At 66.1% G+C, this 23,207-nt stretch carries 22 protein-coding genes; 14 read left to right on the top strand and 8 right to left on the bottom strand.

The window, feature by feature from the left end; translation table 11 throughout:
* Positions 1-287: 287 nt before the first annotated feature.
* Positions 288-1,541 (bottom strand): hypothetical protein, encoded by a 1,254-nt coding sequence (locus tag ARTSIC4J27_RS23240; protein ID WP_235436657.1) that lies wholly within the window; start codon positions 1,539-1,541, stop codon positions 288-290.
* Between ARTSIC4J27_RS23240 and ARTSIC4J27_RS23235 the strand changes: the two genes are divergently transcribed.
* The 9 genes from ARTSIC4J27_RS23235 (at position 1,494) to xerD (ending at position 10,853) form a co-directional block, all read left to right on the top strand.
* A complete protein-coding gene (locus tag ARTSIC4J27_RS23235) occupies positions 1,494-2,408 on the top strand; it encodes a hypothetical protein (protein WP_235436655.1) in 915 nt (304 codons plus the stop codon). The two genes, ARTSIC4J27_RS23240 and ARTSIC4J27_RS23235, sit on opposite strands and share 48 nt — an antisense overlap.
* 5 nt (positions 2,409-2,413) lie before the next feature.
* Positions 2,414-3,403 (top strand): HAD-IIA family hydrolase, encoded by a 990-nt coding sequence (locus tag ARTSIC4J27_RS12965; protein WP_050055577.1) that lies wholly within the window; start codon positions 2,414-2,416, stop codon positions 3,401-3,403.
* 9 nt (positions 3,404-3,412) lie between these two features.
* Positions 3,413-3,682 carry a hypothetical protein gene (locus tag ARTSIC4J27_RS12960; RefSeq protein ID WP_050055576.1) on the top strand — a complete coding sequence of 90 codons (270 nt, stop codon included), beginning with the start codon at positions 3,413-3,415 and terminating at the stop codon, positions 3,680-3,682.
* Positions 3,682-4,497 (top strand): TlyA family RNA methyltransferase, encoded by an 816-nt coding sequence (locus tag ARTSIC4J27_RS12955; RefSeq protein WP_050055575.1) that lies wholly within the window; start codon positions 3,682-3,684, stop codon positions 4,495-4,497. Before ARTSIC4J27_RS12960 ends, ARTSIC4J27_RS12955 begins: the two co-directional genes overlap by 1 nt.
* Positions 4,498-4,510: 13 nt before the next feature.
* Entirely contained in the window at positions 4,511-5,536 is a 1,026-nt protein-coding gene (locus ARTSIC4J27_RS12950; protein ID WP_050055574.1) for an NAD kinase, read from the top strand.
* A gap of 3 nt (positions 5,537-5,539) precedes the next feature.
* On the top strand, positions 5,540-7,279 hold the full coding sequence (gene recN / locus ARTSIC4J27_RS12945; protein ID WP_050055573.1) for a DNA repair protein RecN: 1,740 nt from the start codon (positions 5,540-5,542) through the stop codon (positions 7,277-7,279).
* Positions 7,280-7,393: 114 nt separating this feature from the next.
* Positions 7,394-9,163, top strand: coding sequence for a CTP synthase (locus ARTSIC4J27_RS12940; RefSeq protein WP_050055572.1), 1,770 nt, complete (start codon positions 7,394-7,396; stop codon positions 9,161-9,163).
* Between the two features lie 26 nt (positions 9,164-9,189).
* On the top strand, positions 9,190-9,849 hold the full coding sequence (locus ARTSIC4J27_RS12935) for an NUDIX domain-containing protein (RefSeq protein ID WP_050055571.1): 660 nt from the start codon (positions 9,190-9,192) through the stop codon (positions 9,847-9,849).
* Positions 9,849-10,853 (top strand): site-specific tyrosine recombinase XerD, encoded by a 1,005-nt coding sequence (gene xerD / locus ARTSIC4J27_RS12930; RefSeq protein ID WP_050055570.1) that lies wholly within the window; start codon positions 9,849-9,851, stop codon positions 10,851-10,853. Before ARTSIC4J27_RS12935 ends, xerD begins: the two co-directional genes overlap by 1 nt.
* Positions 10,854-10,895: 42 nt before the next feature.
* Here the strand turns inward: xerD and ARTSIC4J27_RS12925 are convergent, their stop codons facing one another.
* Positions 10,896-11,585 carry a hypothetical protein gene (locus tag ARTSIC4J27_RS12925; RefSeq protein ID WP_050055569.1) on the bottom strand — a complete coding sequence of 230 codons (690 nt, stop codon included), beginning with the start codon at positions 11,583-11,585 and terminating at the stop codon, positions 10,896-10,898.
* Positions 11,586-11,660: 75 nt separating this feature from the next.
* Here ARTSIC4J27_RS12925 and ARTSIC4J27_RS12920 point away from each other — a divergent pair, with 75 nt between their 5' ends.
* Positions 11,661-12,182 (top strand): 8-oxo-dGTP diphosphatase, encoded by a 522-nt coding sequence (locus tag ARTSIC4J27_RS12920; protein WP_050055568.1) that lies wholly within the window; start codon positions 11,661-11,663, stop codon positions 12,180-12,182.
* Positions 12,183-12,216: 34 nt separating this feature from the next.
* Here ARTSIC4J27_RS12920 and ARTSIC4J27_RS12915 read toward each other — a convergent pair whose 3' ends face one another.
* From ARTSIC4J27_RS12915 to ARTSIC4J27_RS12890, 6 genes are all read right to left on the bottom strand, one after another.
* Positions 12,217-13,356 carry a bifunctional 2-methylcitrate synthase/citrate synthase gene (locus ARTSIC4J27_RS12915; RefSeq protein WP_050055567.1) on the bottom strand — a complete coding sequence of 380 codons (1,140 nt, stop codon included), beginning with the start codon at positions 13,354-13,356 and terminating at the stop codon, positions 12,217-12,219.
* A gap of 56 nt (positions 13,357-13,412) precedes the next feature.
* Entirely contained in the window at positions 13,413-14,315 is a 903-nt protein-coding gene (gene prpB / locus ARTSIC4J27_RS12910; protein ID WP_050055566.1) for a methylisocitrate lyase, read from the bottom strand.
* The gene (locus ARTSIC4J27_RS12905) at positions 14,315-15,835 is read right to left on the bottom strand and encodes an MmgE/PrpD family protein (RefSeq protein ID WP_050055565.1); all 1,521 of its coding nucleotides are present in this window, start codon (positions 15,833-15,835) and stop codon (positions 14,315-14,317) included. Before ARTSIC4J27_RS12905 ends, prpB begins: the two co-directional genes overlap by 1 nt.
* Positions 15,836-15,847: 12 nt before the next feature.
* A complete protein-coding gene (locus ARTSIC4J27_RS12900; RefSeq protein WP_050055564.1) occupies positions 15,848-16,486 on the bottom strand; it encodes a GntR family transcriptional regulator in 639 nt (212 codons plus the stop codon).
* Positions 16,487-16,680: 194 nt separating this feature from the next.
* The gene (locus tag ARTSIC4J27_RS12895) at positions 16,681-17,394 is read right to left on the bottom strand and encodes a response regulator (RefSeq protein WP_050055563.1); all 714 of its coding nucleotides are present in this window, start codon (positions 17,392-17,394) and stop codon (positions 16,681-16,683) included.
* Complete coding sequence (locus ARTSIC4J27_RS12890; protein ID WP_050055623.1) at positions 17,391-19,025, bottom strand: sensor histidine kinase; 1,635 nt, start codon at positions 19,023-19,025, stop codon at positions 17,391-17,393. The genes ARTSIC4J27_RS12895 and ARTSIC4J27_RS12890 overlap by 4 nt, the downstream gene beginning before the upstream one ends.
* A 164-nt stretch (positions 19,026-19,189) precedes the next feature.
* Between ARTSIC4J27_RS12890 and ARTSIC4J27_RS12885 the strand changes: the two genes are divergently transcribed.
* From ARTSIC4J27_RS12885 to scpB, 4 genes are all read left to right on the top strand, one after another.
* Positions 19,190-20,536 carry a cation:dicarboxylate symporter family transporter gene (locus ARTSIC4J27_RS12885; RefSeq protein WP_050055562.1) on the top strand — a complete coding sequence of 449 codons (1,347 nt, stop codon included), beginning with the start codon at positions 19,190-19,192 and terminating at the stop codon, positions 20,534-20,536.
* Between the two features lie 234 nt (positions 20,537-20,770).
* Complete coding sequence (locus tag ARTSIC4J27_RS12880; protein ID WP_050055622.1) at positions 20,771-21,670, top strand: ParA family protein; 900 nt, start codon at positions 20,771-20,773, stop codon at positions 21,668-21,670.
* A gap of 7 nt (positions 21,671-21,677) precedes the next feature.
* On the top strand, positions 21,678-22,490 hold the full coding sequence (locus ARTSIC4J27_RS12875; RefSeq protein WP_050055561.1) for a segregation and condensation protein A: 813 nt from the start codon (positions 21,678-21,680) through the stop codon (positions 22,488-22,490).
* Positions 22,487-23,149, top strand: a complete 663-nt coding sequence (scpB, locus tag ARTSIC4J27_RS12870; protein ID WP_050055560.1) for an SMC-Scp complex subunit ScpB — start codon at positions 22,487-22,489, stop codon at positions 23,147-23,149. The genes ARTSIC4J27_RS12875 and scpB overlap by 4 nt, the downstream gene beginning before the upstream one ends.
* The last annotated feature ends 58 nt before the right edge of the window (positions 23,150-23,207 follow it).

Below are 23,207 nucleotides of genomic sequence, written 5' to 3'. Positions count from 1 at the left end.
TGGGGTTTTCTCGATCGCTCTCGCACTTAACTCTGGGTTTTCCCGATCGCTCTCTCACTTAACGCGGGCTTTCCACCCTCCCTCTCTCACTTAACGCGGGCTTTCCAGGATCCCTCTCAGCTGATGTGGCTTCGAGCTCAACGCTCTCTCACCCGTCCACCAGATACGGCTCACCGGGCAGGGTCCCGAACCAGCCGCCCGTCGTCCTCCACCACACCGAAGAGCAACTGGAACACCGCATCAAGTGAGAGAGCGACACCCCAAACACCACATCAAGTGAGAGAGCGTCAGCCCAAACACCGCATCAAGTGAGAGAGCGTCAGCCCAAACACCGCATCAAGTGAGAGAGCGTCCGGGGGGTGTGAAGATTGCCACGATGCTGCTGCCTGGTGGTTGACCTGTCCTGCCCGGTGGGGCAACTCCACTAGAATTGATGAAGATGTACGGACTTCGAAGCGCTTGATTTCGGGTTGCGTAGGAAACGAAACACGGATACGAGCGGCTGCAGTTGCGCCAGTGGTCGGCTCACAACAGGAGGAATCCACATGGCTGAGCACAACGGCGGCAATCGCGGCGGGAATGATCGCGGCGGGTTCCGCGGACACAACAACTCCGGCGGTGAACCCCGCGGATTCCGCTCCCGGCCAGGCCGGGACAACAACGATCCCTCCAAGCGCGCAGCCGGCGGGGGAGAGCGCAAGCCTTTCGGCGACCGCGATAAAAAGCCTTTTGGTGATCGCCCGCGCCGTGATGGTGAAGGTGACCGCCGCGGGTTTGGCGGAGGCGAGCGTAAGCCGTTCGGTGACCGTGAGCGTAAGCCTTTTGGCGATCGGGACAACCGTTCGTTTGGTGATCGTCCACGTCGTGATGGCGAAGGTGACCGCCGCGGGTTTGGCGGAGGCGAGCGTAAGCCCTTTGGAGACCGTGACCGTAAGCCCTATGGCGACAGGGAGAACCGTCCCTTCGGTGATCGTCCGCGGCGCGATGGCGAAGGCGACCGCCGCGGTTTCGGTGGTGGCGACCGCAAGCCGTCCGGCGACCGCGACCGCAAGCCGTTCGGTGACCGTGACCGTAAGCCTTACGGTGACCGGGAGAACCGGCCCTTCGGCGATCGTCCGCGCCGCGACGGTGAAGGTGACCGCCGCGGGTTTGGCGGAGGAGAAAACCGCAAGCCGTTCGGCGACCGCGCAGACCGTCCCAACCGCGGCGACCGCCAGGAAGAACGGCGCGCGCCCCGCAACTTTGACCGTGGCCCCGGTCGCGGCGAGAGCCGCGGCGACGCCGGTCCCCGCACCTTCGGCCGCGACCGCCAGGAAGAACGCCCGGCCCGTGTACCCAATGTGCGCGACCTCCGCAGCGCCAACCGCCCTGACCGGGAACGGTCTCCGCAAATCGACGACGATGTTACAGGCAAGGAACTCGACCGGGCCACGCAGCACCAGATCAAAACTCTCGAGGCCAACAGTGCCGAATGGGTCGCCCGGCACCTGGTGATGGCAGGGCGCCTCATTGACGACGAGCCTGAGCTTGCCTTCCAGCACGCCCTGGCCGCCAGCCGGCGCGGCGGCAGGCTTGCGGCTGTCCGCGAGGCCGTGGGTCTCACGGCGTACGCCGCCGGCCATTACGGCGAGGCACTTCGGGAATTCCGGACATACCGCAGGATCAGCGGCTCCAACGTGCACCTGCCCGTTATGGCCGACTGCGAACGCGGGCTGGGCCGCCCGGACCGCGCCCTGGACGTGGTCCGGTCCGAGGAAGCCCAGGACCTGGACGCCCCCGGCAAGGTTGAACTTGCCATCGTGGCCGCCGGTGCGCGCACCGACCTTGGCCAGTTGGATGCTGCCGTCGCCGAGCTGGAGATCCCGCAGCTGGACATGAACCGCGCTTTCTCCTACAGCCCCCGTCTGTTCCGTGCCTACGCCGACGCACTGGCCGCCGTTGGCCGGACCACCGAGGCGGACAAGTGGCAGAAGCAGGCCGTAGTGGCTGAGAACGCGTTGGGCCTTGGCATTGACGAAGAACCCGACATCATCGACCTTGGCTGGGACGAGGAGGAAGAAGCCCGCGAGGAGGCCGAGCGCCGCCGCCTCCTGGACCGGGCATCCACCGCATCCGGTGCAGCACCCACCGCATCCGCTGCTTCTGACGCCCCCGCCACATCACCGGCAGCAGGCACCGGGGCAACAGAAACCCCGGCCGCCGAAGAAGCCGTGGACGCCAGCATCGATGACCAGGAAGCGGACTACTTCGTTTCGGACGACGCAGAGTCGGACGAGGACTCAGTGGAACCCGACGAACTGGAACCCGATGAGTTGGGCCACGACGAGCTGGGCCACAATGGAGACGACCTGCAGGACGGCAACGCTCCGGAGCACCAGCAGGACCAGCAGGACCGCCGGGAAGACTAAGACGGATGACTGAAGCAACCCTGATCTCCCGGTTCGACGCTCTGCTCGCGGACCTGGACGGTGTGGTGTACGCCGGCCCGCACGCCATCCCCGGGGCGGTGGAATCACTGCAGCAGCTGGCGGGGATCGGCGTCGGCCTGGGCTATGTGACGAACAACGCGTCGCGGACCCCGGCGCAGGTGGCCGCGCACCTCCGTGAGCTGGGCGCACCCGCAGCTGACGACCAAGTGGTCAGCTCCTCACAGGCTGCTGCGGAGCTGCTGGCTTCAGAGCTGCCCCCGGGCTCCCGCGTGCTCATTACCGGAAGCCCGGCGCTGGCCCAGGAAATCGAACTCGTGGGCCTGGTGCCGGTGTACAGCCAGGACGAGGAACCGGTGGCAGTGGTCCAGGGCTTCAACCCGGCCATCGGCTGGAAAGAACTAGCCGAGGCCTCCTACGTTGTTTCGGCTGGAACGCTGTGGGTGGCAACCAATACGGACATGTCCATCCCGCAGGCCCGCGGCATCGCTCCCGGCAATGGAACGCTGGTGGCCGCAGTGACGGCCGCCACGGGCCAGACGCCCCGCGTGGCCGGCAAGCCGGAGGCTCCGCTCTTCCACTCAGCCGCCAAGCGGCTCGGAGCAGAGCGCCCGCTGGTGGTGGGGGACCGGCTGGACACGGATATCCTGGGCGGCAATAACGCCGGCTTCGCCACCGTCGCTGTCCTGACCGGCGTCGACACGCGGCGCACCATCCTTGCCGCCCGTGCCGCCGAACGGCCCGACTACATCATCAACGACCTCACGGACCTGTACCGCCCCTACCCCGAGGTAACGCACGACGACGGCACCTACACGTGCGGTGAAGCCACCGCGCGCGTGGCCAACGGAGCCGTGGGCATCATTGGCAGTAAGGACAGCCTCGACGCCTGGCGCGCCGCCTGTGCAGCATGGTGGGCGGCCACCCCGGACGCCTCCACGGCACAGGAACCAAAACTGGCGTGGCTGGATCACTAGGCTGGTTGGATGACTGAGCTGAGCGCCCCTGACGAATCCGCAGCAGCCCAGCCCTCCCCGGACTGGCCGCTGAACAGCCAGCACGGGGTGACCGACCAGCTGGTCCACCGCGCCCTCGCACCCCTGGATGGCCTACCCGGGATTCCCGTTGCGGATCACGAAGAGGTCTATAACGCACTGCATGACAACCTGCGGGCAGCCCTGGACACGGACCCCGCAAGCGCGGACCCCGCAAGTATGGATCCTTCAAACAGTGGCCCCTCGGACGGTGGCGCCTGATGCCGCTGCGGCTCGACCAGGCCCTGGTGGCCCGCGGCCTCGCCAGGTCCCGCACCCACGCCGCCTCGCTGATCGCCGAAGGAAAAGTGAGCTCAGCGGGCCAGGTTCTCGAGAAGGCATCACTCCAGGTCGCCGAGGACAAGGACCTCGTGGTCCAGCATGACGAACAGGACACCTATGTGAGCCGGGCAGGGCACAAACTGGCCGGCGCCCTGGAAGCATTTCCCGAGGTGCAGGCCGCCGGGAAAAGGTGCCTTGACGCCGGAGCCTCCACAGGCGGCTTCACTGATGTCCTGCTGCGGCGGGGCGCCGCGCACGTGGTGGCGGTCGACGTCGGGCACGGCCAGTTGGTGCCCCGGCTGCGGGAAGACCCGCGCGTGGAAGTCCACGAGGGACTCAACGTGCGGTACATGTCTCCCACCGACATTGGCGGCCCGGCAGCGCTCACCGTGGCTGACCTGTCCTTTATTTCCCTGACCCTGGTGGTCCGGCCCCTGGCGGAATGCACCGAACCCGGCGGCGACCTGGTGCTGATGGTGAAGCCGCAGTTCGAGATCGGCAAGGACCGGCTGGGACGCACCGGAGTGGTCACATCGCAGCGGGAGCGGCGGATGGCGGTGGAAAAAGTGGCCCGGGCAGCCCTCGATTCGGGCTTGGATCTGCGTGGCCTCGCGCAGAGCCCGCTGCCCGGCCAGGACGGAAACGTCGAATACTTCCTGTGGATAAAGCGCAGGATGAGCCAAGAGTTGCCTAAGATCGAAGAGCGAGACGCAGCCACCGCTGCCTTGCTCGGAACTATCTGGCACAACCACTAGAGAGCGGAACCTGATGAGCAGGCGCGTATTGGTCCTCGCCCACACCGGCCGCGAGGAATCACTGAAGGCCGCCTGGGAGGCCTGCGCCTTGCTGCACGCCTCCGGCATTGTCCCGGTGATGCAGGACTCCGAACTGGCGGACATGGAACGCTTCTTCGGCCACCTGGCCCAGCCCGTGGAAGTGCTCCACGACCACGTCCAATTGCCCGACGTCGAACTAGTGATGGTCTTGGGCGGGGACGGCACCATCCTCCGCGCGGCCGAACTGGTCCGCGAAGTCGATGTGCCCCTGCTGGGCGTGAACCTGGGCCATGTGGGGTTCCTCGCCGAGAGCGAGCGGGCGGACCTTGCCCAGACCGTTGAATGGATCGCCAGCCGCGACTACACGGTTGAAGAGCGCATGACCATCGACGTCCAGGTCTGGGTGCGCGGACAGAAGATCTGGCACACCTGGGCCCTGAACGAAGCGGCCATTGAAAAAGCCAACCGGGAACGCATGCTCGAAGTGGTCACCGAGGTGGACCAGCGTCCGCTGACCTCCTTCGGCTGCGACGGCATCGTGCTCGCCACCCCCACAGGTTCCACCGCTTACGCCTTTTCTGCCGGCGGCCCGGTGGTCTGGCCGGAGGTGGAAGCCCTGGTCATTGTGCCCATCAGCGCCCACGCGCTCTTCGCCAAGCCCCTGGTGGTCTCGCCCCGCTCACGCCTCGCCGTCGAAGTCCTGGGCCGGACCGATGCCCAGGGCGTCCTCTGGTGCGACGGCCGGCGCTCGGTGGACCTGCCTCCGGGCGCCCGCGTGGAGGTCACCAAATCAGCCACCCCGGTGCGGCTTGCCCGCACCCACCAGACTCCCTTTTCGGCCCGGCTGGTCCGCAAATTCGAGCTGCCCATCCACGGCTGGCGGGGCCCTGTCCCCAAGGCTGAAGCCATCCACACCGGCCCCATTCCCATCGTCCGGACGCCCCGTCCCATGCCGCCGCTCCAGGTGCCGGGCAGCGGGCAGCCGGATATCGATCCCGATCCCTCAACCGCAAAGTGAACCATGCTTGAAGAACTGAGAATCCGCGATCTGGGCGTCATCACCGACGCAACACTGCCGCTGGGCCCCGGGCTGAGCGTGGTGACCGGCGAGACCGGCGCCGGCAAGACCATGGTGGTCACCGCCGTCGGCCTCCTCCTGGGTGCCCGCTCTGACGCCGGCGCCGTCCGCAGCGGCGCCAAGAGCGCAACTGCCGAGGCAGTGCTGAAGCTCGACGCCGGGCATCCCGCCATTGAACGTGCGCTGGAGGCAGGCGGGGAGGCGGAAGAGTTCGACGGCGGCGCGGAACTGATCCTGGCCCGCCGGCTGGGTGCGGACGGACGCAGCCGTGCCTTCCTGGGCGGAAGGGCCGCCCCTGTGGGCGTCCTGGCCGAGATCGGCGAGACCCTGGTGGTGGTTCACGGCCAGTCGGACCAGATCCGGCTCAAGGGCGCCGCGGCACAGCGCGGTGCGCTGGACAAGTTTGCCGGCGACTCCCTGGCGCGCCCGCTGGCCGGCTACCAGGAGTTGTACAACCACTGGAAGTCCAGCCAGGCAGAGCTGGACGAGCTGCGCAGCGCAGCCCGGGACAGGCTCCGGGAAGCAGAGTCCCTGGAGGCCGCCCTCGCCGAAATCGACGAGGTGGACCCGCAGCCGGGGGAGGACGAGCTCCTCAAGGCTGAAGCGGTGAAGCTTGCCAACGTGGAGGAGCTGCGGATTGCGGCCAGCACGGCACACCAGGCGCTGATCGCGGAGGACTTCGGCGAAGCGGGCGACGCCACCACACTGGTGGACGCCGCCAAGCGGACGCTGGAACACGTCGCCGAACACGACGCCGAACTCGGCTCCGCGGCAGCCCGCCTGGCCGAAGTAGGCTTCCTGCTGAACGATATCGCCACCGATCTCGCCAGCTACCAGGCCAGCCTGGACACTGAGGGGCCGGAACGCCTCGCGGAGATCGAGGACCGGCGGGCAGTCCTGGCCAAGCTGATCCGCAAGTATGCCCCGTCCATCGACGAAGTGCTTGAGTGGGCAGAGAAATCCCGCGTGCGCTTCGACGAACTGCAGGACGATTCCACCCGGATCGAAACGCTGGACGCTGAAGTGGTCCGGGCCGAGGCGGACCTGCAGAAGCAGGCGGCCGCCATCAGCAAGATCAGGGCCAAGGCCGCCAAGGAACTGTCCACCCGGGTCAGCGCCGAGCTCAAGGCCCTCGCCATGGCCGACGCAACCCTGCTGATCAACCTCGAGCCCACCGGGCAGCTGGGACCGCACGGTGCTGACGAGATCAGCTTCCTGCTGCAGCCGCACTCGGGTGCCCCCGCCAGACCGCTGGGCAAGGGCGCGTCCGGCGGTGAGCTTTCACGGGTCATGCTGGCCATCGAAGTGGTGCTGGCCGCCGTGGATCCCGTCCCCACGTTCGTCTTCGACGAAGTGGACGCAGGCGTGGGCGGACGTGCCGCCGTCGAAATCGGCCGCAGGCTGGCCATGCTGGCCAGGCACGTGCAAGTGCTGGTGGTCACGCACCTGCCGCAGGTGGCCGCCTTCGCGGACCAGCACATCACCGTCACCAAAACCTCCGTCAGGGGAGCCGACGGCAAAACGGCCACCGGGTTCACCTCAAGTGATGTCCGCCTCCTTGACGGCCCCGAACGGGTCCGCGAACTGGCCCGCATGCTGGCCGGCCAGGAGGACTCGGAATCGGCCCAGGCGCACGCGCAGGAACTGCTGGACGACGCCAAACTCCTGCCACAACGGGCCTGACAGGGCCAGCAAGGGGTTGGCGAGGAGAAACCACCCCTTGCTTCCGGGACGCCCGGACACGCAGACTGGATCATTTGGCGAAACAGTTTGCCGGACCCGTGGAAGGCGCATTTGATGATAGGCTCGAATTCCGTGGTGCAGCGATCAAATTCCCGTGTAAATTCCCGGTTCCCGGGCTCGTCCAAGACGACCAAACACATCTTCGTAACCGGTGGTGTGGCGTCCTCGCTCGGTAAGGGACTGACGGCATCAAGCCTCGGTCATCTGCTGCGGGCACGTGGCCTGTCTGTAACTATGCAGAAGCTCGATCCCTACCTGAACGTGGATCCGGGCACGATGAACCCCTTCCAGCACGGCGAAGTCTTCGTCACGGATGACGGCGCCGAGACGGACCTGGACATCGGACATTACGAGCGCTTCCTCGACGAAAACCTCGAAGGCTCCGCCAACGTCACCACCGGCCAGGTGTACTCCACCGTCATCGCCAAGGAACGCCGCGGCGAATACCTCGGTGACACCGTGCAGGTCATCCCGCACATCACCGATGAGATCAAGCGCCGCATGCGCCTGCCCGCCGAAGGCAAAAACGCCCCGGACGTTATCATCACCGAAATCGGCGGCACCGTAGGCGATATCGAATCCCAGCCGTTCCTCGAATCGGCCCGTCAGGTCCGCCAGGACATCGGCAGGACCAACGTCTTCTTCCTGCACGTCTCGCTGGTTCCGTACATCGGGCCGTCCCAGGAACTGAAGACCAAGCCCACCCAGCACTCCGTCGCCGCGCTGCGCTCCATCGGCATCCAGCCCGAAGCGATCGTCATCCGCTCGGACCGCGAAGTGCCCGAGGCGATGCGCGAAAAGATCGGCCGGATGTGCGACGTCGACATCGACGCCGTGGTCAACGCCGCCGATGCGCCCAGCATCTATGACATCCCCAAGACCCTGCACTCCCAGGGCCTGGATTCCTACATCGTGCGGGCCCTGGACCTTCCGTTCAAGGACGTGGACTGGACCAGCTGGGACAAACTCCTCGAAGCTGTCCACAACCCCAAGCACCACGTGGAAATCGCGCTGGTCGGCAAGTACATCGACCTGCCGGACGCCTACCTTTCCGTCACCGAAGCCCTGCGCGCCGGCGGGTTCGCCAACGACACCAAGGTCAAGATCCGCTGGGTCCCCTCGGACGAATGCGAAACCCGCGAAGGCGCCATCAAGGCACTCGACGGCGTCAACGCCATCTGCGTCCCGGGCGGCTTCGGCATCCGCGGACTCGAGGGCAAGCTGGGCGCCCTGAAGTTCGCCCGCGAAACCAAACTGCCGGTCCTGGGACTCTGCCTGGGCCTGCAGTGCATGGTGATCGAGTACGCCCGCAACGTGGTGGGGATGGAAGGCGCGTCCTCCAGCGAATTCGAGCCGGACTCCAAGTACCCGGTCATCGCCACCATGGAAGAGCAGCTGGAGTTTGTGGAAGGCCGCGGCGACCTCGGCGGCACCATGCGCCTGGGCCTGTACGAAGCCAAGCTCGACGCCGGCTCGGTCATCGCCGAAACCTACGGCAAGACCACCGTCAGCGAACGCCACCGCCACCGCTACGAGGTGAACAACAAGTACCGCGACCAGATTGCCGCCCAGGGCCTCGTCTTCTCCGGCACGTCCCCGGACGGCAAGCTCGTGGAGTTCGTCGAGCTGCCCGCCGACGTCCACCCGTACTACGTGGCCACCCAGGCACACCCCGAACTGAGCTCGCGCCCCACCAGGCCGCACCCGCTGTTCGCAGGCCTGGTGAAGGCGGCACTGGACCACCAGGAGGGCGCCGACACGGCCGCCGTCCAGGGTGCCGGTTCTTCCGAGGCCGAGCCGTCCGGTACGGTAGCCGCTAAGTAGTTCAGCACGACATAAAGGACGGCGCGATGCCCGGTACACACGAAGCCACCCACGTAGTCAAGGTTTCGGATGCACCGAGCCCGCGCCGTCTTTTGTCCACCGAGAAGGTCTACGAAGGCCGCATCTGGGATGTGGTCAGTGATACCTTCCAGCTGCAGGACAGCGGCGAGGCACTGACCAGGGACTACATTGACCACCCGGGCGCCGTTGCCGTCCTGCCGATGAACAGCGAAGGCGAGATCCTCCTCCTTAAGCAGTACCGGCACCCCGTGGGCATGGACCTGTGGGAGATCCCGGCAGGACTGCTGGATGTTGAGGGCGAGGAATTCCAGGTGGGCGCCGCGCGCGAACTCGCCGAAGAGGCGGACCTTGCCGCCGGCACGTGGAACGTGCTGGCCGATGTCTTCAACTCGCCCGGTTCCTCCAGCGAGGCCATTCGAATCTACCTTGCCCGCGACCTCACCGAAGTCCCGCACCATGATCGCCACGAGCGGACAGACGAGGAAGCCGAGATCGAGTTCCACTGGATCAACCTGGACGACGCCGTGGAGTCCGTGCTGGCCGGCCGCCTGCACAACCCGTCCGCCGTCGTCGGGATCCTTGCCGCGGCTGCTGCCCGCGCTGACGGATTTGCGGGGCTCCGGCCGGCGGACGCGCCCTGGCCCGAGCACCCCAGCCAGCGCTGATGGCCCCTGGTCCTTCGGCTGAGACTGCCCTTCCGGCTGCAGAGGCGGAGACAGTCCCGGTGGCGGCCCCCACAGCCATTGACCGCGCCATCACCGACTACCTTCAGCACATGGGCGTGGAACGCGGCCTGGCCGCCAATACCCTCGCGGCATACCGCCGGGACCTTGCCCGCTACTCCCGGTACCTTGCCACCGCAGGCTGCATCCGCCCGGAGGACATTACGCGCCATCACGTCACCGGATACGTCCGTGCTTTGTCGGACGGGTCCGACGGCGGTACCGCCCTGGGCGTGCGGTCCGCGGCGAGGACGGTGGTGGCCGTCCGGGGCCTGCATAAGTTCTGGGCCCTCGAAGGATTCACGCCGGCCGACCCTGCCAGCGACGTCCACCCGCCAATGCCCGGGAAGCGGCTGCCGAAGGCCATCAGCGTGGACGAGGTCACGCGGATCCTGGAGGCGGCCGGCACCGATACCGCCACCGGCCTGAGGGACCGCGCCTTGCTCGAGTTCCTGTATTCCACCGGTGCCCGCATCAGCGAGGCGGTGGGCCTGGACGTGGACGACATCTCCCTCCAGGAGGCGGAAAGCGGCCCTGCCATTGTGCGGCTCTTCGGAAAGGGCTCCAAGGAGCGGCTGGTCCCGCTCGGGTCGTACGGCGCCAGGGCCCTGGACGCCTACCTCATCCGCGGCCGCCCCCTGCTGGCAGCCAAGGGCAAAGGGACCCCTGCCCTGTTTCTGAATGCACGCGGCGGCCGGATCAGCCGGCAGAGCGCCTGGACCATCCTGAAGGCCGCCGCCGAGAAGGCCAACATCACCAAGGACGTCTCACCGCACACCCTCCGGCACTCCTTCGCCACCCACCTGCTCGAAGGCGGCGCGGACGTCCGTGTGGTCCAGGAACTGCTGGGCCACGCCTCGGTGACCACCACCCAGGTCTACACGCTGGTCACCGCGGACACGCTGCGGGAGATCTACGCGGCAGCCCACCCCCGGGCGCTGGGCTGAAAGCTGCCCGCTGAACTGCCCGCTGAACTGCCGGCTGGGCACCTAGAGCAGCGCCTCGATGGTCAGTTCCACCGGGCCCAGCAGGAAAGCCAGCACGGACGTGCCCATCCCGGCGAGCAGCATCAGTCCCGGATGCGCCAGGCCAATCACCACCCGACGCAGCCGCGGGCGTCCGCGCAGGAAAGATTTGGGCACCCGCGAGAACGCCGGAACCTGCCGCCAGCCGCGAAGCCTCCGCAGGAACCAGGCGCAGCGGGCTACAAACGCCAGCCACAGGACGGCCACCACCAGCGGGACCAGGGCTGCCATCAGGTTGAACCCCAGGGCGGTCACCTCACGCTCGGAATCACCCGCCAGGGCCTGGATGGTGGTGGAGATGGACGCACTCAGCACAACGGAGATGGCCCAGACCATAAATGCCGCAACGAGCGCCAGAAAACGCACGAAGAACAGGCCCAGCACCGATTCCCGTGTGGCCTTCACCAGCTGCCGGGGAGTCACATGGAGCACGGCCAAGGTGCTGAGCAGCGTGGGCAGGGCGGCCGCAGCCACCAGCAGATACCACGTCCAGCCGGCCAGGTCCACAAATTCATCCACAACAATCAGCACCGCCCAGAAACAGGCCCAGGCCCAGCCCCAGTGCAAAGGGTTGCGCACCAGCCACTCCGGCAAGCGGGCGTCAATGGCCGAGATGCGGGCCGGCCGTATCCCGTCAACAGTTTCGGGAGTCACACGTAGAGCTTGGCATACTCGGCGGACCCTGGCGCCTCCTCGCGGACAACTCCCGGAGCCCCTAGGCTTGAGCGCATGACTGCAGCACGGGTTACTCTCTGCTTCCTGCTCCGTGACGGGGATTCGGGCCCGGAGGTGCTGCTGGGCCTCAAACGGACCGGCTTTGGGCTGGGCAAGGTGGTGGGCATCGGGGGTCACGTCGAACCCGGCGAGACCGACGGCGAAGCCGTGGTGCGTGAGGTCCTTGAGGAAACCGGCGTGGTGGTCCGGCAGGAAGACCTCACGGACGCGGGCGTGGTGCAGTTCGTCTTCCCCGCGCGGCCTGAGTGGAACATGCACACCAGCCTTTTCACCGCCCGGACCTGGCAGGGTGAGCCGGCGGAAAGCGACGAAATCCTGCCGGAGTGGTTCCGCGTGGACACCCTCCCGGTGGACCGGATGTGGCAGGACGCCGACCACTGGCTTCCGGTGGTCCTGGAAGGCGGCAGGGTCAACATCGTGGTCACGATGGACAGCGACAACGAAGGCGTCGCGTCCTCGGAAAGTGTGCTGCCCCAGGCATTAACGCCCGACGGCGGACCCGCCACGCCAAGGTGACCCGCCCGCCGTCGTGCTTCAGTGAAGTCCTGCTCTACGGTACGTGCCGCTCCTCGGGACCGACGTACTTGCTCAGGGGACGGATCAGGGAGTTTGCGTCCAGCTGCTCCATGATGTGCGCCGTCCAGCCGGTGATGCGGCTGGCCACAAAGAGGGGAGTGAAGGTGGCGGTGTCGAAGCCCATGAGGTGGTAGGTGGGGCCGGCGGGATAGTCCAGGTTCGGCTTGATGCCCTTGGCTTCGTCCATGGCGGCCTCCAGGCCGTTGTACAGCCCCAGCAGCTCGGGCCGGCCGTAGTGGGCAACCATCTTGTCCAGCGCGGCCTTCATGGTGGGCACCCGGGAGTCGCCGTGCTTGTAGACGCGGTGGCCGAAACCCATGACCTTCTTTTTCTGCGCCAGCGCGTTTTCCATCCAGGACTTGGCCCGGGCCGCCGCTTCCTCAAGGGATTCCTGCGGCCGGATGCCGATCTCGTCGAAGGTGTGCATCACGGCCTCGTTGGCCCCGCCGTGCAGCGGGCCCTTTAAGGCACCAATGGCTCCAGTAACTGCCGAATGCAGGTCCGAGAGGGTGGAGGTGATGACACGGGCGGTGAAGGTGGACGCGTTGAAGGAGTGCTCGGCGTAGAGGATCATCGACACGTTAAACGCCTCCACCACCTCCGGCACCTGCTCCTCGCCGAACGTCATCCACAGGAAGTTCGCCGAATAGCCAAGGTCATCACGCGCCTCGATGACGCCCTGCCCGTGGCGGCGCCGCTGGTCGTAGGCCACAACGGCCGGCATGGCCGCGAACAGGTCGATAGCTTTGGCCATGTTGGCTTCGCGCGACGCGTCCTCGGCCAGGGGGTGCCGGGCGCCCATAACCGACGCCGCCGTCCGGCAGACATCCATGGGGTGGGACGTGTCCGGCAGCGCATCGATCACTTGCTTGACCACCGGATCCAGGGCACGGCCGGCCCGCTCCCGGGCCGTGAACTCCGCCAGCTGGTCAGGGGCAGCCAGTTCGCCGTTCCAGAGCAGGTAGGCCACTTCTTCGAAGCTGCACCTTGCCGCCAGTTCCTGGACGGGATAGCCCCTGTACAGCAGGGAGTTGGTGTCCGGGTTGACCTTCGAGACCGACGTGTAATCCACCACGACGCCGTCAAGACCCTTTTTGATGTCCTCTTCAGCCATGCTGAAACTCCTTCGTTCCTGTCGCCTTTGTACCGGCGGTACCGGCGCGGTTTTCCCTACTCCCCGGGGACCCGGAAATTGAACACTCCGCTGTCGAAGCGGTTGTAGCCTTCGTAGTCAACGAGATCGTATAAGCGTGCGCGGGTCAGCATGCTGCCGACCTGCGCCTCCTGCGTGCCCTCGGCCATAATCGATTCCAGCGTACGCTCGGCAGCGCCCATGGCACTACGGAGAAGTGTCACCGGATAAATCACCATGTTGACGCCGACGCCCTGAAGCTGTTCGGTGGTGAACAGGTCGCTTTTGCCGAACTCTGTCATGTTGGCGAGGATCGGGACGTCGATGGCGTCGCGGATGGCCTGGAATTCGTCCAGGGTGGCCATGGCTTCGGGGAAGATGGCGTCAGCTCCTGCGTCAACGAGTGCCTTGGCCCTGTCCTGCGCTGCTTGCAGTCCGTCGGTGGCGCGGATGTCGGTGCGGGCCATGATGAGGAAGTTCGGGTCGCGGCGGGCGTCTGCGGCGGCACGGATGCGCTTGGTCGCGGTGTCCAGGTCCACCACGTTTTTGCCGTCGAGGTGGCCGCAGCGTTTGGGGTTGAACTGGTCCTCGATGTGCAGGCCGGCAAGGCCGGCGTTTTCGATTTCCTGGACAGTGCGGGCCACGTTCATGGGTTCGCCGAAGCCGGTGTCGGCGTCCACGATGGCGGGCAGGTCGGTCATCCGGGCGATCTGCCCGGCCCGGGTGGCGACTTCGGTGAGGGTGGTCAGGCCGATGTCGGGCAGGCCGAGGTCGTTTGCCAGGACGGCGCCGGAGATGTAGACCCCCGCGAAGCCTTTCTCCTCGATCAGGCGGGCTGAGAGGGGGTTGAACGCGCCGGGGAACTGGGCGATGGTCCCGAAGGCGAGGAGTTCGCGGAACCGGATCCTTTTCTGCTCGGGCGTGACCTTGGAATACAGCATCAGAAGAGTCCCTTGGGTGCGGCGCCCAGGTCGATGACGCCGGGGGCGGCGGTGATGTTCAGCTGGTCCAGTTCACCGGGACCGAGTTCGGGGAGGCGTTCGACGGCGGTGAGGAACCGTTCGATTTCGGCTTCCTCCACGAGGCCGGCGGCGAGGGTGCGGAACTTGGTGATGTACTGCTCGCGGCCGAAGGGCCGGGCACCGAGCGGGTGCGCGTCCGCGACGGCGATCTCATCGGTGATGACGGTGCCGTCGGTGAGGGTGATTTCCACTGACCCGCCGAAGGCCTTCTCGTTGATGTCCAGGGAGTGGTAGCGGCGGGTCCACTCCGGATCCTCCTCGGTAGTGACCTTTTGCCACAGCTCCACCGTGTCCGGGCGGGCGGCACGGGTGGGGGAGTAGGAGTCCACGTGGTGCCAGGCCCCGTCCTGCAGTGCGACGGTGAAGATGTAGGGGATCGAGTGGTCCAGCGTCTCCCTGGATGCGGTGGGGCTGTACTTTTGGGGGTCGTTGGCGCCGGAGCCGATGACGTAGTGGGTGTGGTGGCTGGTTTTGATCAGTACGGACTTCACGTTGGCCGGGTCCGTGGCCTCGGGGTGCTCGCGGTTGAGTTTGCGGGCGAGGTCGATCCAGGCCTGGGCCTGGTACTCGGCGGAGTGCTCCTTGGTGTAGGTGTCCAGGATCGCGCGCTTGGCCTCACCGGGAGTGGGCAGCGGAACCATGTAGGAGGCCTCCGGTCCGTCCAGCAGCCAAGCGATCACGCCGTCTTCACCTTCATAGATCGGCACGGGGGAGGTCTGGCCGCGCATCGCCCGGTCCGCGGCTTCGACGGCCATCTTCCCGGCGAACGCGGGGGCGTGCGCCTTCCACGTTGAAATCTCGCCCTTGCGCGATTGGCGGGTGGCTGTGGTGGTGTGCAGTGCCTGCCCGACGGACTGGAAGATGGTCTCGACGTCGAGGCCCAGGAGGGTGCCGATGCCGGCTGCAGCGGAGGGGCCGAGGTGGGCGACGTGGTCGATCTTGTGCTTGTGCAGGCAGATGGCCTTGACCAGGTTCACCTGGATCTCATAGCCCGTCGCGATCCCACGGATGAGGTCCCGGCCGCTGGAGCCCACATGCTGGGCAACGGCCAGGATCGGCGGGATGTTGTCCCCCGGGTGGGAGTAGTCGGCCGCGAGGAAGGTGTCGTGGTAGTCCAGTTCACGGACAGCTACGCCATTGGCCCAGGCTGCCCACTCGGGGGAGACCCGTTCGCCGATGCCAAAGACCTTCGCACCCTTCCCGCCCGTACTGGGCCCATGGGTCAGGGCCTGGGCACGGGCCGCCACAATCGGCGCCCGGTTCAGCGAGGCGATCGCCACCGAAGCGTTATCGATGATCCGGTTGATCACCATCTCCGTGACGTCGGCGGTGACCTCCACGGGGTCGGCGGCAACCGTGGCGATTTTGTGGGCCAGCTGGTCCTCGCGGGGCAGGTTCTCTTCGCTCTTGTACACGCGGACGTGGTGTTCCTTGACCATGGGGGCTCCTTGTTAACGGGGTGTGTGGGTTGCTTTGATGTGGGAGAGGCTGCGGTGCAGATGCAGCGTGGTGGCCGCCTGCGCCAGTCGCGGGTTTCCGATGGCGATCGCCTCCGCGATAGCCGCATGTTCGGCTGCCGCAGCGGTCAGCCGGGCGGCATCGTCGGCGGCCAGCCGACGGACCCGGACAAGATGCACTCGGAGACCGCGCATCGCCTGGGCCATGTAAGAGTTGGAGATTGCGGCATCGATGGCTGAGTCCAGGCGTTGCACCAGCAGGTAGTAGTCCTCAAGGGCGGGTGCGCTGCCGTTGAGGAGCGCGGGCGCCGCCCGGAACTCCGCCTCGAGTGTCCGGAAAACTGTGGGGTCGCCGCGTTCCGCCGCAAGTGCTGCAGCCTTGCTTTCCAATGTCTCGCGAAGCTCGAAGAGTTCCTCGATGTCCTCCAGCGAGATGCCGGTGACGACGACGCCGCGGCCGCCCGCCGTCGTCAGGCCTTCTGCCGTCAGGCGGGCCAGCGCCTCCCGGAGCGGCGTGCGTGAGACGCCAAGCCGCTCCGCCTGTTCCACCTCGGCCAGCAAGGTCCCCGGCTGGAGCCGCCACTGGACGATGTCATCGCGGAGCGCGGTATAGGCGCGGTCGCTGGCTCGCACTGGTTGTCCCTTCGTTGGTACAGTCAGTGTATACAGAAGGCGCGAAGAAAGCAGCTCATCGGGAAAATTTTCAACGAAAACAGGGATTTATGTATACACGGCGTCCGGCTGGGATTCCGCCAAGCTCAGTCACCCTCCGGTGGCGGGCTCAATCGGCCGGCGGCCGGCCAATGACCCGAGGGCGGAACGCGCAATCACCGTGCTGCCCAGCGGTACTCATTCTCGGGCCGGCCGGGGGTGCCGTAACGGGCCGTCCTGGACACGGTCCCGGCGTCGGCCAGGTACTCCAGGTAGCGGCGGGCGGTGACCCGGGACATGCCCAGGGCGTCCATCACTTCGGTGGCGGAGACGGCGCCCTGCTGCTCCTTCATGAATTCCTGGACCGAAGCCAGCGTGGACACCGAAAGACCCTTCGGCAATGGCAATTCAGAGGGTGCGCGGAGGCTGGCGAACGCCTGGTCCACGTCCGTCTGCGAAGCTCCGGCCTTCCCCGAGCCCCCTGGCGGGCCGGCCAGCTGCTGCCGGAACTGGCGGTAGCTTTCGAGTTTGTCCGCGAAGGTGGCGTAGGTGAACGGCTTGATCAGGTACTGGACCACACCGATGGCCACAGCGCTGCGCACGATGGCCAGTTCGCGGACGGCGGTAATGGCAACGATGTCGGCCAGGATCCCGGACGCCCGCATCCGGCGGGCGATGTCCAGCCCGTGGAGGTCGGGAAGGTTCATGTCCAGCAGGACGAGTTCCACCGGGTTGCCCGCCGCCGCGAACTCGCTGAGCAGCCGCAGTGCGGACTGTCCGTCCGGGGCCGTGCCGGCCAGCTCGAAACCGGCCAGCCGCCCGACGTAAGCCGCATGGGCGGCAGCTGCGATGGCCTCATCCTCCACGACGAGGACGCGGATATTGCTCAACGGTTGTGCTCCTTCTCTGCGGTGGCCGCTGCGGGGAGGAACACTTCGAACTTGGCACCGCGCCGGCCGTTGATTGTCAGGGTACCCCCCAGGCGGTGTACAGCCTGACGGACCAGCGCCAGGCCGATGCCCCGACCGCCGGGGCCGGACGGTTTGGTGCTGAACCCGTGCCGGAGCAGGTTCTCCGCTGCCCCCGGATCAATGGCCGGACCGGAATCGTGCACTGTGATGTCCAGGCCTTCCTCATCCGCTTCCACCGTCAGCTCCACCTTCCGCGGAGGCGGTCCGTCCGCAGCTGCATCCATGGCGTTGTCCAGCAGGTTGCCGAGGATGGTCACCAGGTCCTGCACGGCGATCCCCGCCACGCTCGCCGAGCCCAGCGCGGAAACGTCCAGCTGGACTCCGCGCTCGTGCGCCTCGGCCACCTTGCCCATCACCAGGGCACCAAGAACCGGCTCGTCCACCGAACTGACCATGTCATCGGTCAGCTGCTGGCTGAGCTCCAGGTCCTTCGTGGCGAAGGCAAGCGCTTCCTGCGTGCGGCCCAGCTCCAGCAGCGAAACCATCGTGTGCAGCCGGTTGGCGTGCTCGTGGGTCTGCGCCCGCAATGCATCGGAGAGCGTACGCATCGTTTCCAGCTCGCTGCCCAGGGCCTCGATCTCTGTCCGGTCCCGGAGCGTCGCCACCGTGCCGTACACAGGGGTTTTGCCCCGGCCGCCGGTTTCCTGGGGGCCTTTGGCAGGTGCCTGGTTGACCACCAGGATGCGCGAACCGGTGAGGAGGATCTCGTCCTTGGCGCTGCGCCCCGACTCGAACAGGCTCCGCAGCCCCTCATCCAGCGGCAGGTCGGCGAGCGACGGCGGCCGGGTGGGGTCCTTGCTGCCGGGACCGTCAAGGCCCAGCAGCTCGGCCGCCTGGTCGTTGTACATCACCACGCGGCCTTTTGTATCGATCAGTATCAGTCCCTCCCGGACGGAATGAAGCACTGATTCGTAGTAGGCGAACAGCTGGGCCAACTGCTCGGGCCCCCAGCCGCGGGTGACACGGCGGAGGTACCGGCCCAGCAGCCACGAAGCCAACGAACCTCCCACCAGCAGGGCAAGGCCAATGGCCAGGAGGGCGGGCAGGCGGGCGGCGAAGGCAACATCCACGGTTCCCACCGTGACCCCGGCGGCCACCAATGCCCTGACCGCGCCGCCGGCATCCTTGACCGGAACGATGGTCCTTACGGACGGCCCAAGGGTGCCGGCGGTGACCTCGGTGAGGGTTTCACCCTTGAGTGCTGCGTCAATGGAGCCGATGTAGGGGCGACCTATTTCCTCGTCACGCGGATGGGTCCAGCGGGTACGGTCCGGGGCCATGATGGTGATGAAGTCGACGTCGGCCGCGGCCATAACGTCGCGCGTATAGGGCTGCAGGAGGGCCGTAGGGTCCGGAGCATCAGCCGCTTCCAGAACCAGCGGATTTGCCGCCACCGAGGCGGCGATTCCTGCCATCCGCCGTCCGGCTTCGTCATAGGTACGGTCCCTGGCGTCCACGTACGTGGCCGACCCAACGATGGCGACGAACGCCACCACGATCAGCAGGTTCGCCACGAAGAGCCGTCGGGCGATACTCCAGCGGTGGATCATCTGTACCTCCCAGGCATCTTCCGCACATATGTGCTCCACGACCAATATGAACGCAACGGTGAGCTGGGTCACCACCTGCCCAATGATGGATATCACACCGGAGGACGCGTTCAGCCCAGAGATTGTGCCGCAGCGTCTATCAGATTATCCAAAGGAGACACATCATGGCTTCTCAACGAGGAGAGTCGCTTGACACCGTGAAGACGCGGCGCAAGGGCATCGACAAATCGCACTACCTCTACATCGCTGTTATCGCTGCCGTCATCCTCGGCGCGTTGGTGGGACTTATGTTCCCTGAAGTGGGCAAGTCCATGAAGCCGCTTGGCGACGGCTTCATCAAACTCATCAAGATGATGATCGCTCCTGTCATCTTCTGCACCATCGTCCTGGGCATCGGCTCGATCGCGAAGGCTGCCACCGTAGGCAAGGTGGGCGGCCTGGCGCTGGGCTACTTCGTCCTGATGTCGACGTTCGCGCTCGCCATCGGCCTGGTGGTCGGCAACTTGATCCACCCGGGCGAGGGCCTGAAGCTTGCCCCCTACGACCCCAACAAGAAGGCGGAAGTAGACAGCACCGTTGCCTTCCTCCTGGGCATCATTCCTGGAGATATTCCCGTTCTCCCCACCCTCTTTGCTGCAATCCTCGTAGGGTTTGCCCTCCAGAAGATGGGCCCGCAGGGCGCTCCCACCCTCAAGGCAATCGGCCACGCCCAGGTCCTCGTATTCCGCATCCTGATCATGATCATGTGGCTTGCCCCCGTGGGCGCCTTCGGTGCCATCGCCGCCGTCGTGGGAGCTACCGGCTTCCAGGCCATTGTCAGCATGTTCACCCTGATGGCTGCCTTCTACATCACCTGCGCACTGTTCATCGTGGTCATCCTGGGTGGCCTGCTCAAGGTGGTCACGGGCGTCAACATTTTCAAGCTGATGAAGTACCTGGGCCGCGAGTACCTGCTCATCTTCTCCACGTCCTCCTCCGAAGCTGCCCTGCCCCGCCTGATCGCCAAAATGGAACACCTCGGTGTCTCCAAGCCCGTCGTGGGCGTCACGGTACCTACCGGCTACTCCTTCAACCTTGACGGAACGGCCATCTACCTGACCATGGCTTCCCTGTTCGTTGCCAACGCGATGGGCACGCCGCTGGACCTGGGCGCACAGGTTTCCCTGCTCATCTTCATGATCATTGCCTCCAAGGGTGCAGCCGGTGTCACCGGCGCCGGCCTTGCCACGCTCGCTGCCGGCCTGCAGGCCCACAAGCCCGAGCTGCTGGGCGGCGTGGGCATGATCGTAGGCATCGACCGGTTCATGTCCGAGGCCCGCGCCCTGACCAACTTCACCGGCAACGCCGTAGCCACCGTGCTCATTGGCACGTGGGTCAAGGAGATCGACGGCGGCCAGGTCAACCAGGTGCTCTCCGGTGAACTGCCCTTCGACGAGCAGACCATGATTGCCGGCCACGCGGAGCCCGCAGTTGCTGAAACCGAGGCACGGCTGGTGCCGGCGAACGCCTAGGCGCCAGCCCCCGCAGCCACCGCTACTGCCCCCGCAGCCCCTTGCTGCGGGGGCAGTTTTGCGTGCTCGAGCGGGGCAACCTTCGACCTCAGCTAGAGGGTAAAGGCTCAACATCCGGGGAAAGTCAAGTTGCCTCGAATACCGTGTCGGGCGCTGTAACCTTGGGGAGAAGCAGGAGCGTTGCTGGCCATCCAGCGGCAGGAAATCACCGTCATCGAAAGTGTGGATAGATACGTGAGCAGCGAACAGGGTTCAGCAACTCTGGAGGGCACGGAATTCGACCTGGAAGACGCGGTGATGGGGCCCACCGGGCGCCCATACCGCGAGTTCCCGGAACCCGCGCCGCTGTCCTCCCACGGTCCGGCCCGCGTCATCGCCATGGTTAACCAAAAAGGCGGCGTCGGAAAGACCACCTCCACCATCAACCTGGCGGCGGCACTGGCCGAATACGGCCGCCGTGTGCTCCTGGTGGACTTTGACCCCCAGGGCGCCCTGTCCGCTGGCCTGGGCGTCAACCCCCATGAACTGGACCTGACGGTCTACAACGTCCTGATGGACCGCAAAGTAAACATCCGGGACGCCATCCACCAGACCGGTGTGGAGAACGTCGATCTGCTGCCGGCAAACATCGATCTCTCGGCAGCCGAAGTGCAGCTGGTCAATGAGGTGGCGCGCGAGCAGGTACTGGACCGTGCGCTCAAGAAAGTCGAAGACGAATACGACGTCGTCCTCATCGACTGCCAGCCGTCACTCGGCCTCCTCACCGTCAACGCCCTCACCGCCGCCCACGGCGTGATCATCCCGCTGATCTGCGAGTTCTTTGCCCTCCGCGCTGTGGCACTGCTGGTGGAAACCATCGACAAAGTCCAGGACCGGCTGAACCCCCGCCTGCAGGTGGACGGCGTGCTGGCCACCATGTACGACGCCCGCACTCTGCACAGCCGCGAAGTGATAGCCCGCCTGGTGGAAGCCTTTGGGGACAAGGTCTTCGAAACCGTCATCAAGCGCTCCATCAAGTTCGCCGACGCCACCGTGGCCGCCGAGCCCATCACGAGCTACGCCGCTACCCACGTGGGGGCCGACGCTTACCGCAGGCTGGCCAAGGAACTGATTTCGCGCGGCGGCGCACCCTAGCCACGCCGTGGCCGAAACCAAGCCCGGCTTCGAGGTGCGGCTGGCCAACTTCACGGGTCCGTTCGACCTCCTCCTGGGGCTGATTGCCAAACACCAGCTGGACATCACCGAGGTGGCGATCGCCACCGTCACTGACGAGTTCATCAAGTACATCCGGAACCTGCAGAAGCTGGGCGAAGAGTGGGCCCTGGATGAGGCCAGCGAATTCCTGGTGATCGCGGCAGCGCTCCTTGACCTCAAGGCTGCCCGGCTCCTGCCCGCCGGCGAGGTGGACGACGACGAGGACATCGCGCTGCTGGAAGCCAGGGACCTGCTCTTCGCCCGGCTGCTCCAGTACAAAGCGTTCAAGCAGGTGGCCGGCCTCCTCGGCGAAACCCTGCACCAGGAGGCCCTGCGCTTCCCCCGGCAGGTGGCGCTGGAAGAACACTTCGCTGCAATGCTCCCTGAACTCGTCTGGAAGCACACGCCCGAACAGTTTGCCCGCCTGGCCGAAGCAGCCATGCGGCCCAAGGCTCCACAGCCAACCGAAGTAGGCCTGGCCCACCTTCACGGCGGCACGGTCAGCGTGAAGGAGCAGGCTGAGATCGTGGGCCTTCGGCTGCAGCTCGAATCTCCGCTGACGTTCCGGACCCTGATCGCCGACGCCGACTCCACCCTGGTGGTGGTGGCCAGGTTCCTTGCCCTGCTGGAACTGTTCCGGGACAAGGCGGTCTCGTTTGACCAACTCTCGCCGCTGGGGGACCTGGCCGTGCACTGGACGGCCGGCAACGGGGTCTGGTCCGCGGAGAACCTGAGCGAGGAATTTGAGGAGCAGTTGTGACCCAACAACCAACAGAAGGGCCAAGCCAGGGGGAGCCGGACGTCAACAGCCTCCCCGGCGGCGCCAAGGCTGCCCTTGAGGCCGTGCTGATGGTCATCGATGAGCCCGCCACGGAAGAGGAGCTGGCCGCGGGCCTTGAGCTGACCGTTGATGCGGTCAGCGCCCTGCTGGCAGAACTCCAGCGGGAGTATAACGGCTATACTGTTAACGCCCCGGATATGGATTCAGCCAGCCCAGCTGGTTTCGGCTCCAGCCCCCGGGGTTTTGAATTGCGGAAAGTCGCCGGTGGCTGGCGGATCTACTCCCGTGCTGAATTCGCCCATATCGTGGGCAAATATGTGCTGGAGGGGCAGACGGCCAGGCTCACCCAGGCCGCCCTGGAAACGCTCGCGGTGATCGCTTACCGCCAGCCGGTCTCCAGGGCCAGGGTGTCCGCAATCAGGGGAGTCAATGTTGACTCCGTCGTACGGACACTCGCCCAGCGCGGGCTGATCGAGGACTCGGGAACTGATCCCGAGTCCGGCGCCATCCTCTACCGGACCACGTCGTACTTCCTCGAGCGGATGGGCATCAGTTCAGTGGCCGAGCTGCCGCAGCTGTCCCCGCACCTCCCGGGGCTGGACGGGATCGCGGAGTTCTACGACGCCGAAACAACGTAGGCAGGGAACCAGCCCTGGCTGCAGCACGAGTACTTACAAGGGCAGATTATTTCTGCAC

Source organism: Pseudarthrobacter siccitolerans (genome assembly GCF_001046895.1).
Lineage (GTDB): Bacteria > Actinomycetota > Actinomycetes > Actinomycetales > Micrococcaceae > Arthrobacter > Arthrobacter siccitolerans.
Note: the sequence above shows the minus strand (reverse complement) of the source record. Positions and strands in the feature narration are given on the sequence as shown.

Excerpts from the sequence above, each read along its gene's own strand:
- ARTSIC4J27_RS12960 (WP_050055576.1), top strand. The coding sequence starts at position 3,413 with ATGACTGAGCTGAGCGCCCCTGACGAATCCGCAGCAGCCCAGCCCTCC.
- ARTSIC4J27_RS12915 (WP_050055567.1), bottom strand. The coding sequence starts at position 13,356 with ATGGCTGAAGAGGACATCAAAAAGGGTCTTGACGGCGTCGTGGTGGAT.
- ARTSIC4J27_RS12920 (WP_050055568.1), top strand. The coding sequence starts at position 11,661 with ATGACTGCAGCACGGGTTACTCTCTGCTTCCTGCTCCGTGACGGGGAT.
- ARTSIC4J27_RS12890 (WP_050055623.1), bottom strand. The coding sequence starts at position 19,025 with ATGATCCACCGCTGGAGTATCGCCCGACGGCTCTTCGTGGCGAACCTG.
- ARTSIC4J27_RS12935 (WP_050055571.1), top strand. The coding sequence starts at position 9,190 with ATGCCCGGTACACACGAAGCCACCCACGTAGTCAAGGTTTCGGATGCA.
- ARTSIC4J27_RS23235 (WP_235436655.1), top strand. The coding sequence starts at position 1,494 with ATGGCAGGGCGCCTCATTGACGACGAGCCTGAGCTTGCCTTCCAGCAC.
- ARTSIC4J27_RS12955 (WP_050055575.1), top strand. The coding sequence starts at position 3,682 with ATGCCGCTGCGGCTCGACCAGGCCCTGGTGGCCCGCGGCCTCGCCAGG.
- ARTSIC4J27_RS12940 (WP_050055572.1), top strand. The coding sequence starts at position 7,394 with ATGATAGGCTCGAATTCCGTGGTGCAGCGATCAAATTCCCGTGTAAAT.
- ARTSIC4J27_RS12950 (WP_050055574.1), top strand. The coding sequence starts at position 4,511 with ATGAGCAGGCGCGTATTGGTCCTCGCCCACACCGGCCGCGAGGAATCA.
- ARTSIC4J27_RS12905 (WP_050055565.1), bottom strand. The coding sequence starts at position 15,835 with ATGGTCAAGGAACACCACGTCCGCGTGTACAAGAGCGAAGAGAACCTG.
- recN (WP_050055573.1), top strand. The coding sequence starts at position 5,540 with ATGCTTGAAGAACTGAGAATCCGCGATCTGGGCGTCATCACCGACGCA.
- xerD (WP_050055570.1), top strand. The coding sequence starts at position 9,849 with ATGGCCCCTGGTCCTTCGGCTGAGACTGCCCTTCCGGCTGCAGAGGCG.
- ARTSIC4J27_RS12965 (WP_050055577.1), top strand. The coding sequence starts at position 2,414 with ATGACTGAAGCAACCCTGATCTCCCGGTTCGACGCTCTGCTCGCGGAC.
- ARTSIC4J27_RS12885 (WP_050055562.1), top strand. The coding sequence starts at position 19,190 with ATGGCTTCTCAACGAGGAGAGTCGCTTGACACCGTGAAGACGCGGCGC.
- prpB (WP_050055566.1), bottom strand. The coding sequence starts at position 14,315 with ATGCTGTATTCCAAGGTCACGCCCGAGCAGAAAAGGATCCGGTTCCGC.